A 15,513-nucleotide genomic window follows, 5' to 3' on the forward strand; every position below is an offset into this window, starting at 1 on the left:
TCTCGTCTCCGGGATTCGAGTGGCCTGTCGGCGGCAGCGAGCAGCGGGGCCGGGGCGTTGTCAGTGGTGGGTGGCAGCATCGGGCGTATGACGGACACCACGGCATTCGACTGGCGGTCCTTCCTGCTCAGGTGGAGCGAGGAGTGGGCGGATTCCCTGCCGGACGGCGGGGCGCGGGGCGAGGACGACGAAACCGCGCGACAGACACGGTGGTTGGGGTTCTCCCCCGCGCCGGAGGAACGGATCGCGGCCATGGAGGAGCGCCTCGGCCGACGGATGCCCCCGTCGTACCGGGGATTCCTCCAGGTCAGCGACGGGTGGCGGCACGCGGGCGGGTTCGTGTGGCTGCTGGCGGGGACCGAGGGCGCGCACTGGCACGACAACGAGTCGGGGCTCGCGGACATGTTCGAGGAGTACCTGGACGAGGATGCGGGGCCCGAGGAGCGACTGGAGGCGGACATCTGGCGGCGCGGGCTTCAGCTCGACGTCGAATCCGACGCCATGTACGTCCTCCTGGATCCCGAGGACGCGGACGAGGACGGCGAGTGGGCCGTGTACACCTGGGCGGGCTGGCGGGCCGCGCCGCCCGAACGGCACGCGAACTTCCTGGAGTTCATGCGGGACATGTTCCGGGAGTTCCACAGTCTGCGGGCGCACCGGAGCGACGGGGAGCCGGTGTTCGCCAACGACACGACGCGAAAGCTGGACGCTCTGGTGGAGGAGGCGCGGCTGGATGCGCTGCGCGGCGCCTGGGAGCGGGCCGGGAAGGCGCTGGACGAGGCGAAGGGGTACGGCAGACCGCGGGCCGTCGGTCTGGGCGACCAGATACGCCGCCTGCTGGGGCAGACCTCCTCGGTGTACTTCGACGGACTGGTGACGGACCCTCGGTACACTCCCGAACTGCTGCCACCGCTGGTCGCCGAGCACGCGGCGCACTCGTACTGGGACGACTCCACGCTGACGTTCCATCTGCGGGGCGCCGACGACGACCTGGTGTCGCTGGCTTACGCGACGCTGGACCAGGTGAGGAACGGCACGTACCGGTACACGGCGGCCGGACCGTTCGGGGAAGCGGTCGAGCGGGCGCGGGAGTTGGCCCGGTGGGGAGATTCCGACGGGGCCTGGCGGACGCTGTTGAGCGCTCTCTCCCTGTGGGAGCCGCTGGGGCCGGACCACCTGGTGCCGCTGGGGTGGGTGGCCGACCCCGTGCTCGGGCCGCTGTTGACCCCGGAGCGGGGCCGCGAGCTGCTGTCCGCGCCGAGGGGCGGGCAGACCGGTGAGGCACCGGGACCGACGGCCGGGCTCGACCCGGACACCCTGGCGTGGCTCGCGGATCCGGACCCCGGCAACAACCGCACGTCCTACCGGTTCGTCCTGGTGGAAGGCGTGGAGCCGGTGGAGCTGCCCGGACGTCTCGCGGACAGGGGCGAGGGCGAGGACGGCAGCGTGCTCAACGAGCCCACGACCTCCTGGGAGGCGCGTCACGGATCGCCGTACAGCCAAAGGGAGTTCTCGTCCTTCGACGACAGGGCGCTCATGGCGGTCGGCCGGGCCGGTACCGACTGGGGCTTCGCCTTCGACGGCGATCCGGCCCCGTTCGACCGGCGGCGCTTCGTCTCCCCCGCCGCGGCCGCCAGCGCCGGCACCCGCGCGGTGGTGGTGTGGAGCGGTCTGAGGACATGGCACGGGGAACCGTTCTTCCACCTCTCGGTGGCGCGGGACGGTGCCGAGCAGTACGCGTTCACTTACGCGCAGGGAGAGATCGAGCAGACCGGGGAGATACCGCGGGCGCTGGATCCGAGCCGGCTCGTCGGAGACCCGGGCGACCCGAAGGACGCGGCTGGGGCGGAACGGTCACTACTCGAAGCGGTGGCTGGGGAGTTCGGCGCGTCTCTGCCGCGGCACGCCATCGTGAACGGGCGGCTGCACACGTTCACCAGCCGTTCCTGGACGCGTCCGCCGGGGGACGGCGAGACGTATGCGGTGATCCGCGTGCACCGGGCAGCCGCGCGCCCGGCGGACGGCGAGCGGATGGGAGACGACGGGCCGGGCGACCGGTAGACGTCGAACCGGCCCGGAGTACTGGTCCGGATTGCGGATCCGTGCCCCGTTTATGGATGGAGAAACCTACGAACCTGAGAATCCGCTGAGTATTCCGCGCTCACATCCGTATCTATGGACGCGCTTCCCCCATGCCGGAAGTCCTGCCGACTCCGGCAGATGTCCTTGAGAGGCCCGATGACACGCAACACGCGAAGAAGATCGAAGACTGCCCGCCGGGCGGTAGGCGCGGCGGCCGCACTGGCCATCGGCGCCGGTGGGTTGGTGGCGGTCAACATCTACGCCTCGGCCGACGAGACCGGCGCGTCGAAGGGCTCTGCCCAGAACCAGGTGCTCGCGGCCGGCGGCTCCACCATCGACTGCCCCGATGTCGGCCAGCAGTTGACCTCCGTGCCCGCCCAGGCGAAGGCCCAGGTCGACAAGGAGCTGGCGCTCCTCGACAAGCAGATCTCCGAGGCGTACCAGCGCCTTTCCACCTCGCAGAGGGCGATCGCGCAGGATCCCAACTTCGCCCAGAACGCGATCATCGGCCCACTGAAGGACAAGCGGAAGGCGACGATCGACCGGATCGCCACCGCCATCGGCCGGGTGGCGGCCAAGCCGCAGGGCCTTGACGCTCTGGCGGCCTGCACGCTGAAGGCCACCGGCAACCAGCCCGCCGCCGGCCAGCCCAGCGCCAGCCCGAGCAACAACACCAATGCCGGCGTGAGCGGCAACGGCCCCGTCGCCGCCGACTTCGTGGACATCACCAAGGTGAAGGCCAACGTGAGCGCGCCGGCCAGGTCGGCGAAGGCCTCGAAGGGGTCCTTCGTCACCAAGTGCGGGGTGAACGCCAACAAGCTGTACAACAGCGACAACGTGATCGTCGCGCCCGGTGTCACCAACGGCGCACACCACGTGCACGACTACGTCGGCAACCAGGACAACGACGCCTTCTCCAGCGACCAGGACTTCGCCAAGGCCGCGACCAGCTGCCAGAACCAGGGTGACAAGTCGTCCTACTACTGGCCGGTGCTGCGTCTGCAGGACGGCACCAAGGAGTTCGACGCCGACAAGCTGGGCGGCGGCGCCGAGGGCAACACGGGCCGGATCCTGACGGCCAAGCAGGCCACCCTGGACTTCGTGGGCAGCCCCCGCGGCAAGGTGGTGGCGATGCCCAAGTTCCTGCGCATCATCACCGGTGACGCCAAGGCGTTCGTCAACGGCACGGCCAACGCCAACGCCTCCTGGAGCTGCACCGGCTTCGAGAACAAGGTGCAGTTGAAGGACAAGTACCCGCTCTGCCCCCGCGGCAGCAACGTGGTGCGCACCTTCAAGTTCCAGAGCTGCTGGGACGGCACGAACATCGACAGCGCCAACCACCGCACCCACGTGGCGTTCGCCGACGCGGCCGGCAACTGCCCGACCGGCTTCAAGGCCATCCCGCAGCTGGTGCAGCGACTGGTGTACGCGGTGAAGGCGCCCAGCGTGAAGGACAACGGCAAGACCAGCCCGTTCTACGCGTTGGACGGTTTCCCCGAGCAGAACCACAAGCCGATCACCGACCACGGTGACTTCATCAACGTCTTCGACCCGAAGGTGATGAACAAGGCGGTCCAGTGCATCAACACCGGACGTAAGTGCAGCTGAGTCCGGACGAGTTACCGAGCGGTGGGCGTCGTCGTGACTGACGGCGCCCACCGCCATGTACGGAGTGCACCGATCCTTCAGGCGGGTTCCTGTTCGCCGAGCGGTCCGGGCAGCGGCTGTTCGAACCACACCACCTTGCCCGTGCTCACCCGTGTCACCCCCCAGCTCTGTGCCAGCTGGTCCACCAGGAAGAGCCCTCGGCCGCCTTCGTCGCTGAGCCGGGCGTGTCGCATCCTCGGCACCAGGGGCGAGTTGTCGCCCACCTCGCAGCGCAGCACGTCCGTGCAGAGCAGTCGCAGGGTGATCGGCCGGGAGGCGAAGCGTACGGCGTTCGCCACGACCTCGCTGACCATGAGTTCGGTGGACTCCACCAGGGCATCGAGACCCCAGTCACGCAGTGTCCTGCGGGTCAGCCGACGGGCCTGTCGCGCGGTCTGCGGACGGGGAGCCATGTACCAGTAGGCGACGGTCTCCGGCAGGATGCCCTCGAACCGGGCGGCGAGCAGCGCGATGTCGTCGTCCCGGTCCCCCGCACCCAGCGTGCCGAGCGCCTGATCGCACACCTCTGCCGGCGCCGGTGGCCCGGAACCGGAGGCTGCGGCCCGCAGCCGTGCGCGCAGCCGGTCCACCCCGGTCAGGACGTCCGAGTCGCGGGACTCGACCAGGCCGTCGGTGTACAGGAGAAGGGTCGATCCGGCCGGTGCGTGCATCTCGGTGGACTCGAATCCGCCGCCGCCCACGCCGATCGGTACTCCGGGCGGCACCGGCAGGACCTCCGTACTGCCGTCGGGGTGCAGGAGCACCGGCGGCAGATGGCCCGCGTTGGACACCAGCAGCCGGTGCAGTACGGGGTCGTACATGGCGTACAGGCAGGTCGCCGTGTGTTCGCTGCCCAGTCGCTCCGCCTGTTCGTCGAGGTGGTGCAGGACCTCGTCGGGCGGCAGGTCGAGGCCGGCCAGGGTCTGCACGATGGTGCGCAGCTGGCCCATGATCGCGGCCGAGGTCATGGAGTGGCCCATCACGTCGCCGATGACGAGGGCGACCCGGTTGCCGGGCAGCAGGATCGCGTCGTACCAGTCGCCGCCGACCTGCGCGGTCCGTGAGGCCGGCAGATAGCGGCTGGCCAGCTGGACCCCTGCCGGCTCGGGCAGCGAGGGCGGGAGCATCGTGCGCTGGAGCGCGTCCGCGACGGACGCCTCCCGCGCGTACAGCACCGCTTTGTGGATGCCGAGGGCGGTGTGGGTGGCGAGTTGGGAGGCGACGAGCAGGTCGTCGCCGGTGAAGTCCGCCCTGCCGGGGCCGCGGATGAGGACGACGCTGCCCATGGCGTGGCTGCGGCCGTGGAGCGGGGCGAGGATCAGCCGTCGTCCTGGCGGCACCGTGCCGGGAGAGTTCGCCACGCCCAGCAGCTCGGCCACGACGGAACGGATGCCCGGCAGGTCTCCGAACACCGGCCGCCCGGCCCGCAGCAGGCCGGCGAGCGGACCGGTGGGAGACAGCTGTACGACCTCGGCCGCCCGGGCGGTGTCGGCGACCGGCGGGAGTGGGCCGGAACCGCGGACGGCCGCTTTGCGCAGGGGTGCGCGGTCCATCGTGTGGAGTCGTAGGACGCCGGGCGGGTCGGCGACCTCGTCGCCGACCGGAAGCGGGGCGTACAGATGAACGAGCGCCACATCGGCGAAGGCCGGTACGGCCGCCCGGCACAGCTCCTGCAGCATCTCGTCGAGGTCCATGCCGCGGGCGATCTGCCGGGTCGCCGCGTCGAGGTAGCGGAGCCTGTCGGTCTGCGGCTCGGCTCTGTCGGGCCGGGGACCGCCCGGTCGTACGGTGGGGGCTGCCGCAGCCGCCGCACGCATCGCTCGGCCGCTCCCCTCGGAGCCGGGATTCGCACCTGACTGCGCACGTGCCCCGTCGGAGCGTGCGCCGGAGCCGGGCGACGGGGCCGCGGCCGCGCACTGCGGCCGACGCGCGCGACCAGCGGCAACTGCCTCGTGCACGTCGGCCGTCCGCTCGCCGGTCGTCCGCCCGTCGGCCGCCTGCCCGCCGGTGCCTCCATCGGCTCCGAGGTGCTTCGTCACGCGTTTCCTTCCGACCGTGCGGACCCCGCCGCAGGGGCGGGGTGATCAGAGGGCGTCAGGCGGGCCGTCTGCAGCGCAGGAAGATCTGCACCTCGGGCGGGACGTCCGCGCTCGCCGGAGCGTAGGAGTACGAGGACTCCTCGACGATCTCGAAGCCCGCCTCCTCGACGACCTCGCGCAGTTCCTCCCGCAGATAGCCGGACACCCGGATGGTGCTTCCGATGAACGGGATCGAGAAGTCGTCGACGTCGGCCTCCACCATCGACAGCGCGAACAGACCGTCCGGCGGGAGCAGGTGGTGGATGGTGCGCAGCGCGAGGGGAATCTCGGCGCGCGGCAGCATGAGCAGGGAGAAGAAGGCGGTCACCGCGTCGAAGCGGCCGAGGTCCCGGGGGCCTCCGGGCCGCAGATCGGCGATGTCGGCCTGGTGGAACACCCCGGTGGGCACGTACTTGTGGGCGAGCGCGACCATCCGCTCCGAGAGGTCGACCCCGATGACCTGCAGGCCCGCCTCCGCGAGCTGGCGGGAGGTCGGAAGGCCGGTGCCGCACCCCAGGTCCAGCACCCGGGCCCCGGGCGGCAGCGACTCGACGAGCCATGCGGCGGACGCGACCTGCCCTTCCTTGTGCGGGAAGGCCTCGTCGTAGCGGTCACCAATGGCGTCGAAGGCCTCGGCCTGACCGGTGCGGTCGAGCCACATGCTCCCGTAGCCGACTTCGTCGGCGGGGTTGGTCACGAGGATTCTCCTTCAGCCCTGTATGTAACAGTTTGTGAGTAATTTTTTCACAGTTATCCAAGCTTAGGCGTAGATCGACCGCGATGGCCGCCGTGGCCCAATTCCAGTGATCGATCGAGTCCTGGCGCGACTGCGCTCAGGTCAGTCGGCGGGCTTCATACGGAAGGCGGGACCGGGGACGCTCTCGATGTCCTCCGCCTCCATCGCGTGGCCTTGTTCGCAGCGGATCCGGGCGTCGACGTGCGCGCCGCAGCCGCGGTGTCGCGTGATCACAGCCGGGCCCTCGGGGTCGGCGCGGTAACGGTCGCCCCGCTGCAGGAGCCCCATCACGGCCGGGACCAGATCCATGCCCTTGGGCGTGATCACGTACTTGGGCCGGCTCCGTGATCCCGGTTCCCTGTAGGTCTCGGCGGCCAGGATGCCCTCCTCCACGAGCATCCGGAGCCGCGCAGCGAGAAGGTTGCGAGGGCAGCCGAGGACGCGTTCGAAGTCGCCGAAGCGGGACGAGCCGTACCAGACCTCGCGCAGGATCAGGATCGTCCATTTCTCACCGACGACCTCGAGGGTCCGGGCGATCGAGCAGTTCGACGTGTCCCGGTCATCGAGAAGATCACCCAGAAAGGGCGGCCGGCATGAAGGCATTCGTCGTCGAGAAGTACGGCAAGGACGGCGCACGCGCCGCACAGGTACCCGAACCCACGGTCGGGGACCGCGACGTCCTGGTCAGAGTGAGCGCCGCCAGCATCAACCCGCTGGACAAGATGGTCCGCAACGGGGAGTTCAAGCAGCTCCTCAAATACAAGCTCCCGTTCGTCCTCGGCCATGACCTGGCCGGTGTCGTGACGCGCGTCGGCTCCGCCGTGCACAGCTTCGAGGTCGGCGACGAGGTACACGCCCGTCCGCGCGACCTGCGGATCGGCGGCTTCGCGGAGTACATCGCGATCGACGTGGACGACGTCGCGCCCAAGCCGGCCTCGCTCACCCTCGACGAAGCAGCCGCGGTGCAGCTGGTGGCCCTGGCCGCCTGGCAGATCCTCGTCGACCGGGCCCATCTGAAGCCGGGCCAGAAGGTGCTCGTCCACGCCGGTGCCGGTGGCCTCGGGTCGACGGTCGTCCAGCTCGCCAAGCACCTCGGCGCCGAGGTGGCGACAACCACGTCCCCCGACACCGAGAAGCTGGTCAGGAGCCTCGGCGCGGACATCGTCGTCGACTACACCAAGGAGGACTTCTCCACGGTGCTGTCCGGCTACGACCTCGTGCTGGACTCCCTGGGTGGCACGAACCTGGAGAAGTCGCTCACGGTACTGAAGCCGGGCGGCCTGGCCATCGGTGTCGTCGGCCCGCCGGACGCCGGGTTCACCAATCAGCTCGGCGCCCTGTACGACAGTGGGCAGCTCCGCCCGGTCATCGACAGGACGTTCCCGTTCGACCGCACGCTGGAGGCGATGGCGTACGTCGAACAGGGCCGCACCACGGCGGGCAAGGTCGTGGTCACGAAGGCGCCCGAGAGCGACTGAGGTGAGTTCGGCAGTGTCTGTCAGCCGTGCGACGCGCGTACCCAAATAGGACTGCGGTCCTTGTCGACCAGGGCCGCACGGACACCCTCCAGGAAATCCGGCGTACGGATGGTCGTGCGCGTGAGAGCGAGTTCGGCGTCGAGACACTCGCGCAAGGTGCGCTGCCTGCCCCGGGACAGCAGGGCGTGGGTGATCTCCAGGCTCTGCGGCGAGGCGGACTCCAGAGCGGCCAGCGCGGAAGCCGCCCACGACGTGTCGAGGTGGTGCAGGCGTTTCTCGATCTCACCGAGGGTAGGCGCGCCGAACGCCCGGTCGATGTCCCCGCGTACCGCCGCCAACCCGCTCTCCGCCACCGGGGAACGGCCGACGAGGCGGTTGAGGACGATGTCCACCGGGTCGCCGGGACGGTCGGCCAGGGCGTCCGCGACCGCGTCGAGTCCGTCCGCGGGGACGAAGTGCGTGGCCAGCCCCGTGTAGAGGGCGTCGGCCGCGTCGAGGCGGTGTCCGGTCAGGCCCAGGTACATGCCGATCGCGCCGGGCAGCCTCGGCAGAAAGTAGCTCGCCCCGACGTCCGGGAAGAACCCGATCCCGGTCTCGGGCATCGCCAGCACCGCACGCTCGGTCACGACGCGGAAGCTTTCGTGGACGGACAGCCCGAGACCGCCGCCCATGCACACACCGTCGATGAGCGACACGACCGGCACGGGATACTCGGCGATCCGGGCGTTGAGCCGGTACTCGGACGCGAAGAACCGCTCACTGGCCTCGGCATCCCCGGCGAGGCTGTGCTCGCGGATCGTACGGATGTCTCCCCCGGCGCAGAACGCCTTCGGGCCGGTACTGGCGAGCACCACGGCGGTCGGCGGGGCGTGCTCCCACCCGGCGAGTGCACGGTCGATGGCGGCGACCATGCCCGTCGTCAGGGCGTTGAGCGCCTTGGGCCGGTTCAGCAGAATCCGGCCCACGCCCCGGTCGACGTGGGCGAGCACCTCGTCCGCAGCCGTGTCAGTCATGGGTCAGCACCCCGCACCGCCGACGGCTCCGGCTGTCGTGGCCATCACTGTTCCTCACTCGCCGGATGTCAGGCGTGGATCTGCGGAATCGCACAGCGGACATCGTGCGCCCTGCTGCGATACGGAGGCTGCCTCTGGCGCCCGGGTGGCGCGTGACCGATGCCGATCAGAGTGGGGCGAGGCGGGCCCTGAGCAGGCAGAACTCGTTGCCTTCGGGGTCGGCCAGGACATGCCACTGCTCCTCACCCGTCTGACCGATGTCGGCCGGGCGCGCGCCGAGCTTCAGCAGGCGTTCGAGTTCGGCGTCCTGGTCGCGGTCGGTGGCGTTGACGTCGATGTGCAGCCGGGACTTTCCCTTCTCCGGCTCGTCCCTGCGACTGAGGATGATCGTCGGCTGCGGACCACCGAACCCTTCGCGCGGTCCGATCTCCAGCGTGCCGTCGTCCTCGCGGTCGAGGACGACGAAGTCCAGTACCTCGCACCAGAACCGCGCCAGCACCTCAGGGTCGCGGCAACCGAGGACCAGCTCACTGATACGACATGCCATGGACGAAACCTACTCTCAGCCTGGGAACTGCCGGGAAACCGCCAGGAAGGCCACACGCGAACCGCAGGTCCCCCAGCAGGGAAAACAACCCCGTGAACGTACCGGATGAGGCGAGCGCGGGCGAATTGATTTCAGGGGCGATCCTGTCCGGGGCTCGGCGCGCCCGCGCGGGAAGGAGGCACCGGGAAGAGCATGCAGCTGCTGGTGGCGTGGGCGAGCAGGCGGTCCGTCCTGTCGACCAACTGGGCCTGGGCGAGGGCGGTTTGACGGCCCTTGCTGACGACCGTGCCGATGGCGCGCACCGTGCCCGTGTCCACGGTGATCCGGCGCAGGAACTTCACCGTCAGGTCGAGCGAGGTGTAGGCCATGCCCTGCGGGAGGGTGGACTGGACGGCGCAGCCCGCCGCCGAGTCGAGCAGGGTGGCGAAGATACCGCCGTGCACGCTGCCGATGGGGTTGTAGTGCTCCTCCCCCGGCGTCAGGGAGAAGACCGCCCGGCCGGGCTCCACCTCGTCGAGGGTGAAGTCGATGGAGTGGTTGATGGGCGGCCGCGGCAGGCGCCCCTCCTGCAGTTCGCGCAGGAAGTCGATACCGGCCATGCGCCCGGCGGCCTCCGCCAGGATCGCGGGATCTTCCCATTGATACGTACGTGTCCGTCCCACGACCGAGTACCTTCCCGTCCTCTGACTTTTACAAATGAAGCTAGCCGCGCCTTCACCTGACTGTCAATGACGAAGCCAGCCCCTTACGATGGCGGCATGGAGTGGCTTGAGGCGAGCACGGAGAACTGTCCCGTCCAGCGCACGCTCGACGTGGTCGGCGAGAAATGGACCTTGCTGATCCTGCGTGACGCCGTCAACGGGGTCCGCCGCTTCGACGACTTCCACCGCCATATCGGCCTGTCGGAAGCCGTCCTCAGCGACCGCCTCCGGAAGCTGATCTCGGCGGGCGTCCTCAAGACCGTCCCCTACCAGGAGCCGGGCAGCCGCGCCCGCAACGAGTACCGCCTGACCCGCAAGGGCTGGGACCTGTGGCCGGTCCTGCTGGCGCTGAGCCAGTGGGGCGAAAAGCACGCCCTCGGCCCCGAGGGCCCCGTACTGGACATCCGCCACACCGAATGCGACGCCCCGGTCCGCGTCGTCGTCGAGTGCTCAGCCGAGCACTCGGCCCTCACGCCCGGTGAGATCACCGCCCGGCTGGGGCCCGGTGCCCGTCCCCGGTCGTGAGCCCTGCGCCCCGGCCCGGGCCTTCAGCAAGTCCGGTGGCACCGCCGCACTTGGGGTACGCACGGCCGATCAAGCCGACCCACACCACTCAGTCCGCCTCGGTACACGGCACGCCTGGCCCGGGCCCGGCTCACGGCCCCGGCCCCGGATCCGGCTGCACCGCCTCGGTGATCCCGGCCCGGGCCGCTTCGAGTTGGGCGGCGAAGGCGATGCCCAGGAACAGGGACACACCGGTCAGGTTGGCCCACAGCAGGAGGGCGACGAACGCCGTCAGTGGTCCGTACACCGCGCCGAACGCTCCGCTGTTGGCGACGTAGAGCGCCAGCAGCCACGTGGCCGTGATCCACAGGACCAGGTGGACCGCCGAGCCGAACGCGAGCCAGGTGTAGCCCGGTTGGTCCCTGCGCGGAGCCCAGCGGAAGATCACCGCCGACGCGACCCAGGCGAGCAGCACGCCCAGGGGCACTTCGAGGGGCCGCCACCAGTCGAGCAGTTCCCGGGGCCACCCGAGGGCCTCCACGACCGCGTTCCCGATGGCGTCCCCCGCGACGAGCACGAGGAATCCCAGAACCATTGGCATGCCCGCAGTGAGCGCGAGGAGCAGGGAACGCCCGTACTTGGCCAGGAACGGCCGGTCGCGTTCGATGCCGTAGATGCGGTTGGCGCCCCGTTCGACCTGCCCCATCGCCGAGGCGAGGTTGAGTACGGCGAAGGCCAGTCCCAGCCACATGGCGACGGCGTTCCCGACTCCGGAACCGGCGCTGCGCGCGGTGGCGTCCAGGGCGTCCTCGACCAGGCTCGCGCTGGCGCCCGGCACGATCTGGCCCAGGGTGAGTTCGATGATCCGCCCGACGCTCTCCGTGTGCACGGTGGTGGCCACGCCGACCAGCGCGATCGTGAACGGCACCAGGCCCAGGACCACTTGGAAGGCGAGCGAACGGGAGTTGGTGAAGCCGTCGGCGTAGCGGAAGCGGGAGAACGCGTCGAGGAGCAGTCGGCGGCCGCCGTAGTGCCTCAGCGCGGTGAGCGCCTCGTCTCCGGACAGCTCCTCCCCGATCATGTCCCGCGTCTGCGGAACGTGTACGACGGTCCCCATCGAGAACGTCTCCTCCTGTCGTCCGTACGGCGAGACGAGGAACGCGATCTTGCCGCGGGGAGAACCGTACAGCCGGACGGCTGTGGGGGTCGGTCGTCAGGGGGATTCGGGGTGGCAGCACCGACGACGAGCGGGCCGGGGCGTCAGAAGGGCATACGGCCACGGGTGCGACGGCCTGCCGAGCCGCTGCGGCCCACGGCGCGCGAACTCGTCCGGAACGGCTTGCTGAACAGCCTGCCCAGGAAGCCGGGTGCCTTGCCGCCGGTCCGCGCGCCGGCGCCGAGCGAACGCTGCGTGCCGCGTTCGGGGTGGCGGGAGAGACGCGGGACGAGGAAGGCCAGCACGGCCAGGACCACACATACTCCGACAACTGCGGCGATGATCACGAGTCTGCTCCTTTGGTCGGTCGGGAGGAGACGGGTGCCCCGGGGCCGCGCACCTACGCACGACGGACGAGGCTCCCCGCGCCGGGAGTCGAGGCATCAGACGCCTCGCCTCGGCCGCCGGGGAGCCTCGCCCGTCGTGCGTCAGCCGCCGATGCCGGACTCGGTGGCCGCTCCGATCAGTTCAGCCGCGTCGGCCGGGCGGATGAAACCCGCGACGGCCCCTCGTACGGTCGCGGACGTCCACTTCGCGACGAACGTGGCGTGGTCGGGGTACAGGGTCGCCAGTTTCTCGGCGGAGAAGGGGGTGGTCGTACCGAACAGGAAGCAGAACGACGCCCCGGTCTGCCCGAGGCCGGACAGGACGGCGACCGGCACGTCGACCGACGGTGTGCGGACGCCGCCCACGACATTGCCGTGGGTGTCCAGGACGAAGGCGGGCGCGGAACCGGAGGTGTCCACCTGGAGGCGGGGTGCCTTGGCCGGGGGGATGCCGGTCTTCACCCAGCGGTTGAGTGCGAACTCGGCGGTGTCCAGGACGTAGTGCGCCTGGCCGGTGTTGATCGGCGAGCCGCAGCCGGTCCGGGTCGGGGGGCTGAGCATGGCCTTCAGTCCCTGGAGGCCGACGGTGCCGCTGCCGTCGTCGATCGTGCCGAGGCCGATGTAGGCATCGGCGTGGGCGGTGCCCGCCACCTCCCAGAGCCGCAGGCGGTGCGAGTCGGCCTGGCGGGCGGACAGGGAACCGAGCGCGATCACGTCGGTCTCGGCCTGGACGACGAGTACCGGTGCGTCCAGGTCCGGGCGGAAGCGGACGGCCGCCGGAGTCGGGACGTCCGCCTGGGGCGCCTGCGACAGCGGCGCGCCGATGTCCCGCCTGCTGTGCACGAGGAAACCGTCGTACACCGACACCAGGGGCTGGATCGCGTTGATGTAGGTGGTGAGGCGGAACGCGGACTGCGACTCGCCGTTGGCCAGCACGACGCGGGGGCGGAGCCCGTCGAGGACGGTGGCCGCGGAGTCCCGTACGGCCTGGCCTGCCTGGCTGAAGATGTCGTACGAGTAGCTGTCGCCGGGGTGGGACAGGTCCGCGTAACGGACCGGGTCCGCGGTCCTGGTGGCGGTCACTCCGGTGGCCTGGGCGGAGACACCCACCCAGGCGTAGCCCTCGCGGATCAGTTCGTTGTGGGCGTAGATCCACTCCGGGGCGGCGTCGAGCCCGCCGCTGACGTTCAGCCACTCCACGACGACGGTCCCGTTGAAACGGGCGGGATCCGCGGGCCGGTTCACCACGATCCGGGTGGTGTACGGGGCACTGCTCGCCGGCGTGACCGACCAGCGGCCGTCGGAGTCGAGGGGCTCCTCGGGTACGTAGGACTCGGCGGTACCGGACAGGAGGTACTCGGACCGTGTGTATCCCACGCTGCCGAGGTCGAACGCCGTCGCCTGCAGCACGACGGCGCCGTTTCCGCCCGTCACCGGCCCGGTGACCGTCGGACTCGCGGCTGCCTGGGCGACCGGTCCCGAGTCCGTGCCGCCGGGCTGTGCGGCGACCGCCGAGGAGGTTCCGAGAAGGAGCGGGAGGATCAGCGCGGCTGCCGTGAGGAGTTGAGGGCGGGTCTTTCTCGCCCACTGGATTTTCATATGCATGACATCTCCTGGGTCAGAAAACTCGGCCGACGTCCTGGCGGACGATGGTCTGCATGCTGTGTTCGGCGAGGGCGGCGATGGTCATGGAGGGGTTGCAGGCGCCGGTGGAGCCGGGGATGCGGGCGCCGTCGAGGACGTACAGGCCCTGGTGGCCGAGGACGCGGCCGGTGAGGTCGACGGCGTCGCCCATGGGAACGCCGCCCAGGGGGTGCCAGGTGGAGGCGGCGTTCGCGTTGGTGTCGATCATCATGCCGCCGCCCGCCGTGGCGATGGCCCGCATCCGGGTCGCGATCAGTGCCTGGAGCGCGGCGTCGGCGTCGGTGGGCCAGGTGAGCACGGCGTCGTCGGTCGTGGCGTCGTACGCCCAGGTGCCCGCGCCGTCGACGATGCCGAAGCCGACGACGGTCAGCGCGGTGACGCCGGGCTGCTGGATGGGTGAGCCGGCGTGGATGACGGTGAGCGGGATGGGGCTGGTGGGGTCGGTGCCGCCGATGCAGGCGGGGCCGCCCTGCTGGGTGCCGGCGTCCCCGGTGGGGTTGATCCAGGCCCAGATCCGGTCGCCGTTGTTGCCCCACTGGGTGCCGATGGCGTCCGGCAGGTCGGGGACGAGGTTCTTGGCGCGGGACTTGACGAGGAGTCGGGTGGTACCGGGCGAACCGGCGTTGAGGAACACCGCGTCCGCCGAGATCCGGATCCGTTCCTGGACAGTGCCGGCGGTGTCGATGCGGTCGACGGACAGCACCCAGCGCTTGTCCGCGCCGAGGGCGAGGTCACGGACGACGTGCAGGGGCGCCACCTCGACCAGGCCGGTGGACTCCGCCTGCGCGAGATAGGTGACGTCGATGGAGTGCTTGCCCCCGTTGTTGACGCCGAAGGCGATGTCGCTGGTGGTGTAGGTCGGCTCGTACTGGCCGGTCAACTCGCCCCGGGCGTAGCTCCAGTCGATGGGCAGCGGCACCTTGAACGGGATCAGGCCCGCCTTCGGTGCGGTCTCCTGGAACAGGCGGGAGGACGTGTAGGGGGCGGAGGCCAGCAGGTCGTACGGGATGGTGGAGATGCCCAGCATCCGGGCGACGGTGGGGTACGCCCACCGGTTGAGGTCGTCGTACAGGCCGGCCGCCACGGGGATGGACGTGGCGAAGTCGGCCTTCGTGGGCTGCAGGGTCATGCCGTGGTACATGAGCGAGCCGCCGCCGACCGCGGCCCCGACCATCGCGGTCATGCCGTTGCCGACGACGGGTTCGATGACGCCGGTGAAAGGCGTCCAGGTCTTGTCGACATCGCCGACGATGGCGTGGTCGGTCAGCCAGGCGGAGCGGTTGTCCATGTTCGCGAAGCGGCAGAAGGTGGTGGCGTTGGGGCCGGTGCGCCAGCGCAGACCCCGCTCCAGGACCAGGGTCGACACCCCGGCCTGGGCCAGTCGCAGCGCGGTCACGCCACCGCCGAAGCCGGTGCCCACGACGACGGCGCGTTCGCGCCGCTCCGTCACGGAGGGCGCGGCGGAGGACGTCACGGCGCGGGCCCGGCCCGCGCTCCGGCCAGACGAAGCCGGTGATCACCGCGTCGTTGACGTCGCCGCG

General features: G+C 70.4%; 14 protein-coding genes. 4 read left to right on the forward strand and 10 right to left on the reverse strand.

Features of this window, described 5'->3' with window-relative positions:
* Positions 1 to 87: 87 nt before the first annotated feature.
* Positions 88 to 2,061 carry an SMI1/KNR4 family protein gene (locus tag ACWCRB_RS24525; protein ID WP_450998082.1) on the forward strand — a complete coding sequence of 658 codons (1,974 nt, stop codon included), beginning with the start codon at positions 88 to 90 and terminating at the stop codon, positions 2,059 to 2,061.
* Between the two features lie 177 nt (positions 2,062 to 2,238).
* Entirely contained in the window at positions 2,239 to 3,690 is a 1,452-nt protein-coding gene (locus ACWCRB_RS24530; RefSeq protein WP_450998083.1) for a DUF1996 domain-containing protein, read from the forward strand.
* Positions 3,691 to 3,767: 77 nt separating this feature from the next.
* Here the strand turns inward: ACWCRB_RS24530 and ACWCRB_RS24535 are convergent, their stop codons facing one another.
* The 3 genes from ACWCRB_RS24535 to ACWCRB_RS24545 all read right to left on the reverse strand — a co-directional run bounded on the left by ACWCRB_RS24535 (position 3,768) and on the right by ACWCRB_RS24545 (position 7,146).
* Positions 3,768 to 5,768 (reverse strand): SpoIIE family protein phosphatase, encoded by a 2,001-nt coding sequence (locus ACWCRB_RS24535; RefSeq protein WP_450998084.1) that lies wholly within the window; start codon positions 5,766 to 5,768, stop codon positions 3,768 to 3,770.
* Positions 5,769 to 5,823: 55 nt separating this feature from the next.
* Entirely contained in the window at positions 5,824 to 6,468 is a 645-nt protein-coding gene (locus ACWCRB_RS24540; protein WP_450998096.1) for a class I SAM-dependent DNA methyltransferase, read from the reverse strand.
* Positions 6,469 to 6,645: 177 nt separating this feature from the next.
* Positions 6,646 to 7,146, reverse strand: a complete 501-nt coding sequence (locus ACWCRB_RS24545) for a winged helix-turn-helix transcriptional regulator (protein ID WP_450998085.1) — start codon at positions 7,144 to 7,146, stop codon at positions 6,646 to 6,648.
* Here ACWCRB_RS24545 and ACWCRB_RS24550 point away from each other — a divergent pair.
* Positions 7,137 to 8,021, forward strand: coding sequence for an NADP-dependent oxidoreductase (locus tag ACWCRB_RS24550; protein ID WP_450998086.1), 885 nt, complete (start codon positions 7,137 to 7,139; stop codon positions 8,019 to 8,021). The genes ACWCRB_RS24545 and ACWCRB_RS24550 overlap by 10 nt on opposite strands.
* A gap of 20 nt (positions 8,022 to 8,041) precedes the next feature.
* Here ACWCRB_RS24550 and ACWCRB_RS24555 read toward each other — a convergent pair whose 3' ends face one another.
* The 3 genes from ACWCRB_RS24555 to ACWCRB_RS24565 form a co-directional block, all read right to left on the reverse strand.
* Positions 8,042 to 9,034 carry an enoyl-CoA hydratase/isomerase family protein gene (locus ACWCRB_RS24555; protein WP_450998087.1) on the reverse strand — a complete coding sequence of 331 codons (993 nt, stop codon included), beginning with the start codon at positions 9,032 to 9,034 and terminating at the stop codon, positions 8,042 to 8,044.
* 166 nt (positions 9,035 to 9,200) lie between these two features.
* Entirely contained in the window at positions 9,201 to 9,581 is a 381-nt protein-coding gene (locus tag ACWCRB_RS24560) for a VOC family protein (RefSeq protein WP_450998088.1), read from the reverse strand.
* A 131-nt stretch (positions 9,582 to 9,712) separates the two neighbouring features.
* Positions 9,713 to 10,243: a PaaI family thioesterase gene (locus ACWCRB_RS24565; RefSeq protein WP_450998089.1), complete on the reverse strand. Its 531-nt coding sequence runs from the start codon at positions 10,241 to 10,243 to the stop codon at positions 9,713 to 9,715.
* Between the two features lie 96 nt (positions 10,244 to 10,339).
* On the opposite strand from ACWCRB_RS24565, the gene ACWCRB_RS24570 reads away from it, so the two are divergent.
* Positions 10,340 to 10,807 carry a winged helix-turn-helix transcriptional regulator gene (locus ACWCRB_RS24570; RefSeq protein ID WP_450998090.1) on the forward strand — a complete coding sequence of 156 codons (468 nt, stop codon included), beginning with the start codon at positions 10,340 to 10,342 and terminating at the stop codon, positions 10,805 to 10,807.
* A gap of 130 nt (positions 10,808 to 10,937) precedes the next feature.
* On the opposite strand, the gene ACWCRB_RS24575 is transcribed toward ACWCRB_RS24570, so the two are convergent.
* The 4 genes from ACWCRB_RS24575 to ACWCRB_RS24590 form a co-directional block, all read right to left on the reverse strand.
* Complete coding sequence (locus ACWCRB_RS24575; RefSeq protein ID WP_450998091.1) at positions 10,938 to 11,903, reverse strand: YihY/virulence factor BrkB family protein; 966 nt, start codon at positions 11,901 to 11,903, stop codon at positions 10,938 to 10,940.
* Positions 11,904 to 12,046: 143 nt separating this feature from the next.
* On the reverse strand, positions 12,047 to 12,289 hold the full coding sequence (locus tag ACWCRB_RS24580) for a DUF6411 family protein (RefSeq protein ID WP_450998092.1): 243 nt from the start codon (positions 12,287 to 12,289) through the stop codon (positions 12,047 to 12,049).
* Positions 12,290 to 12,430: 141 nt separating this feature from the next.
* Positions 12,431 to 13,933: an alpha/beta hydrolase domain-containing protein gene (locus ACWCRB_RS24585; RefSeq protein WP_450998093.1), complete on the reverse strand. Its 1,503-nt coding sequence runs from the start codon at positions 13,931 to 13,933 to the stop codon at positions 12,431 to 12,433.
* A 13-nt stretch (positions 13,934 to 13,946) separates the two neighbouring features.
* A complete protein-coding gene (locus ACWCRB_RS24590) occupies positions 13,947 to 15,446 on the reverse strand; it encodes a GMC oxidoreductase (protein ID WP_450998094.1) in 1,500 nt (499 codons plus the stop codon).
* Positions 15,447 to 15,513: the final 67 nt, after the last annotated feature.

It is taken from the genome of Streptomyces sp. NPDC002156 (assembly GCF_053593675.1).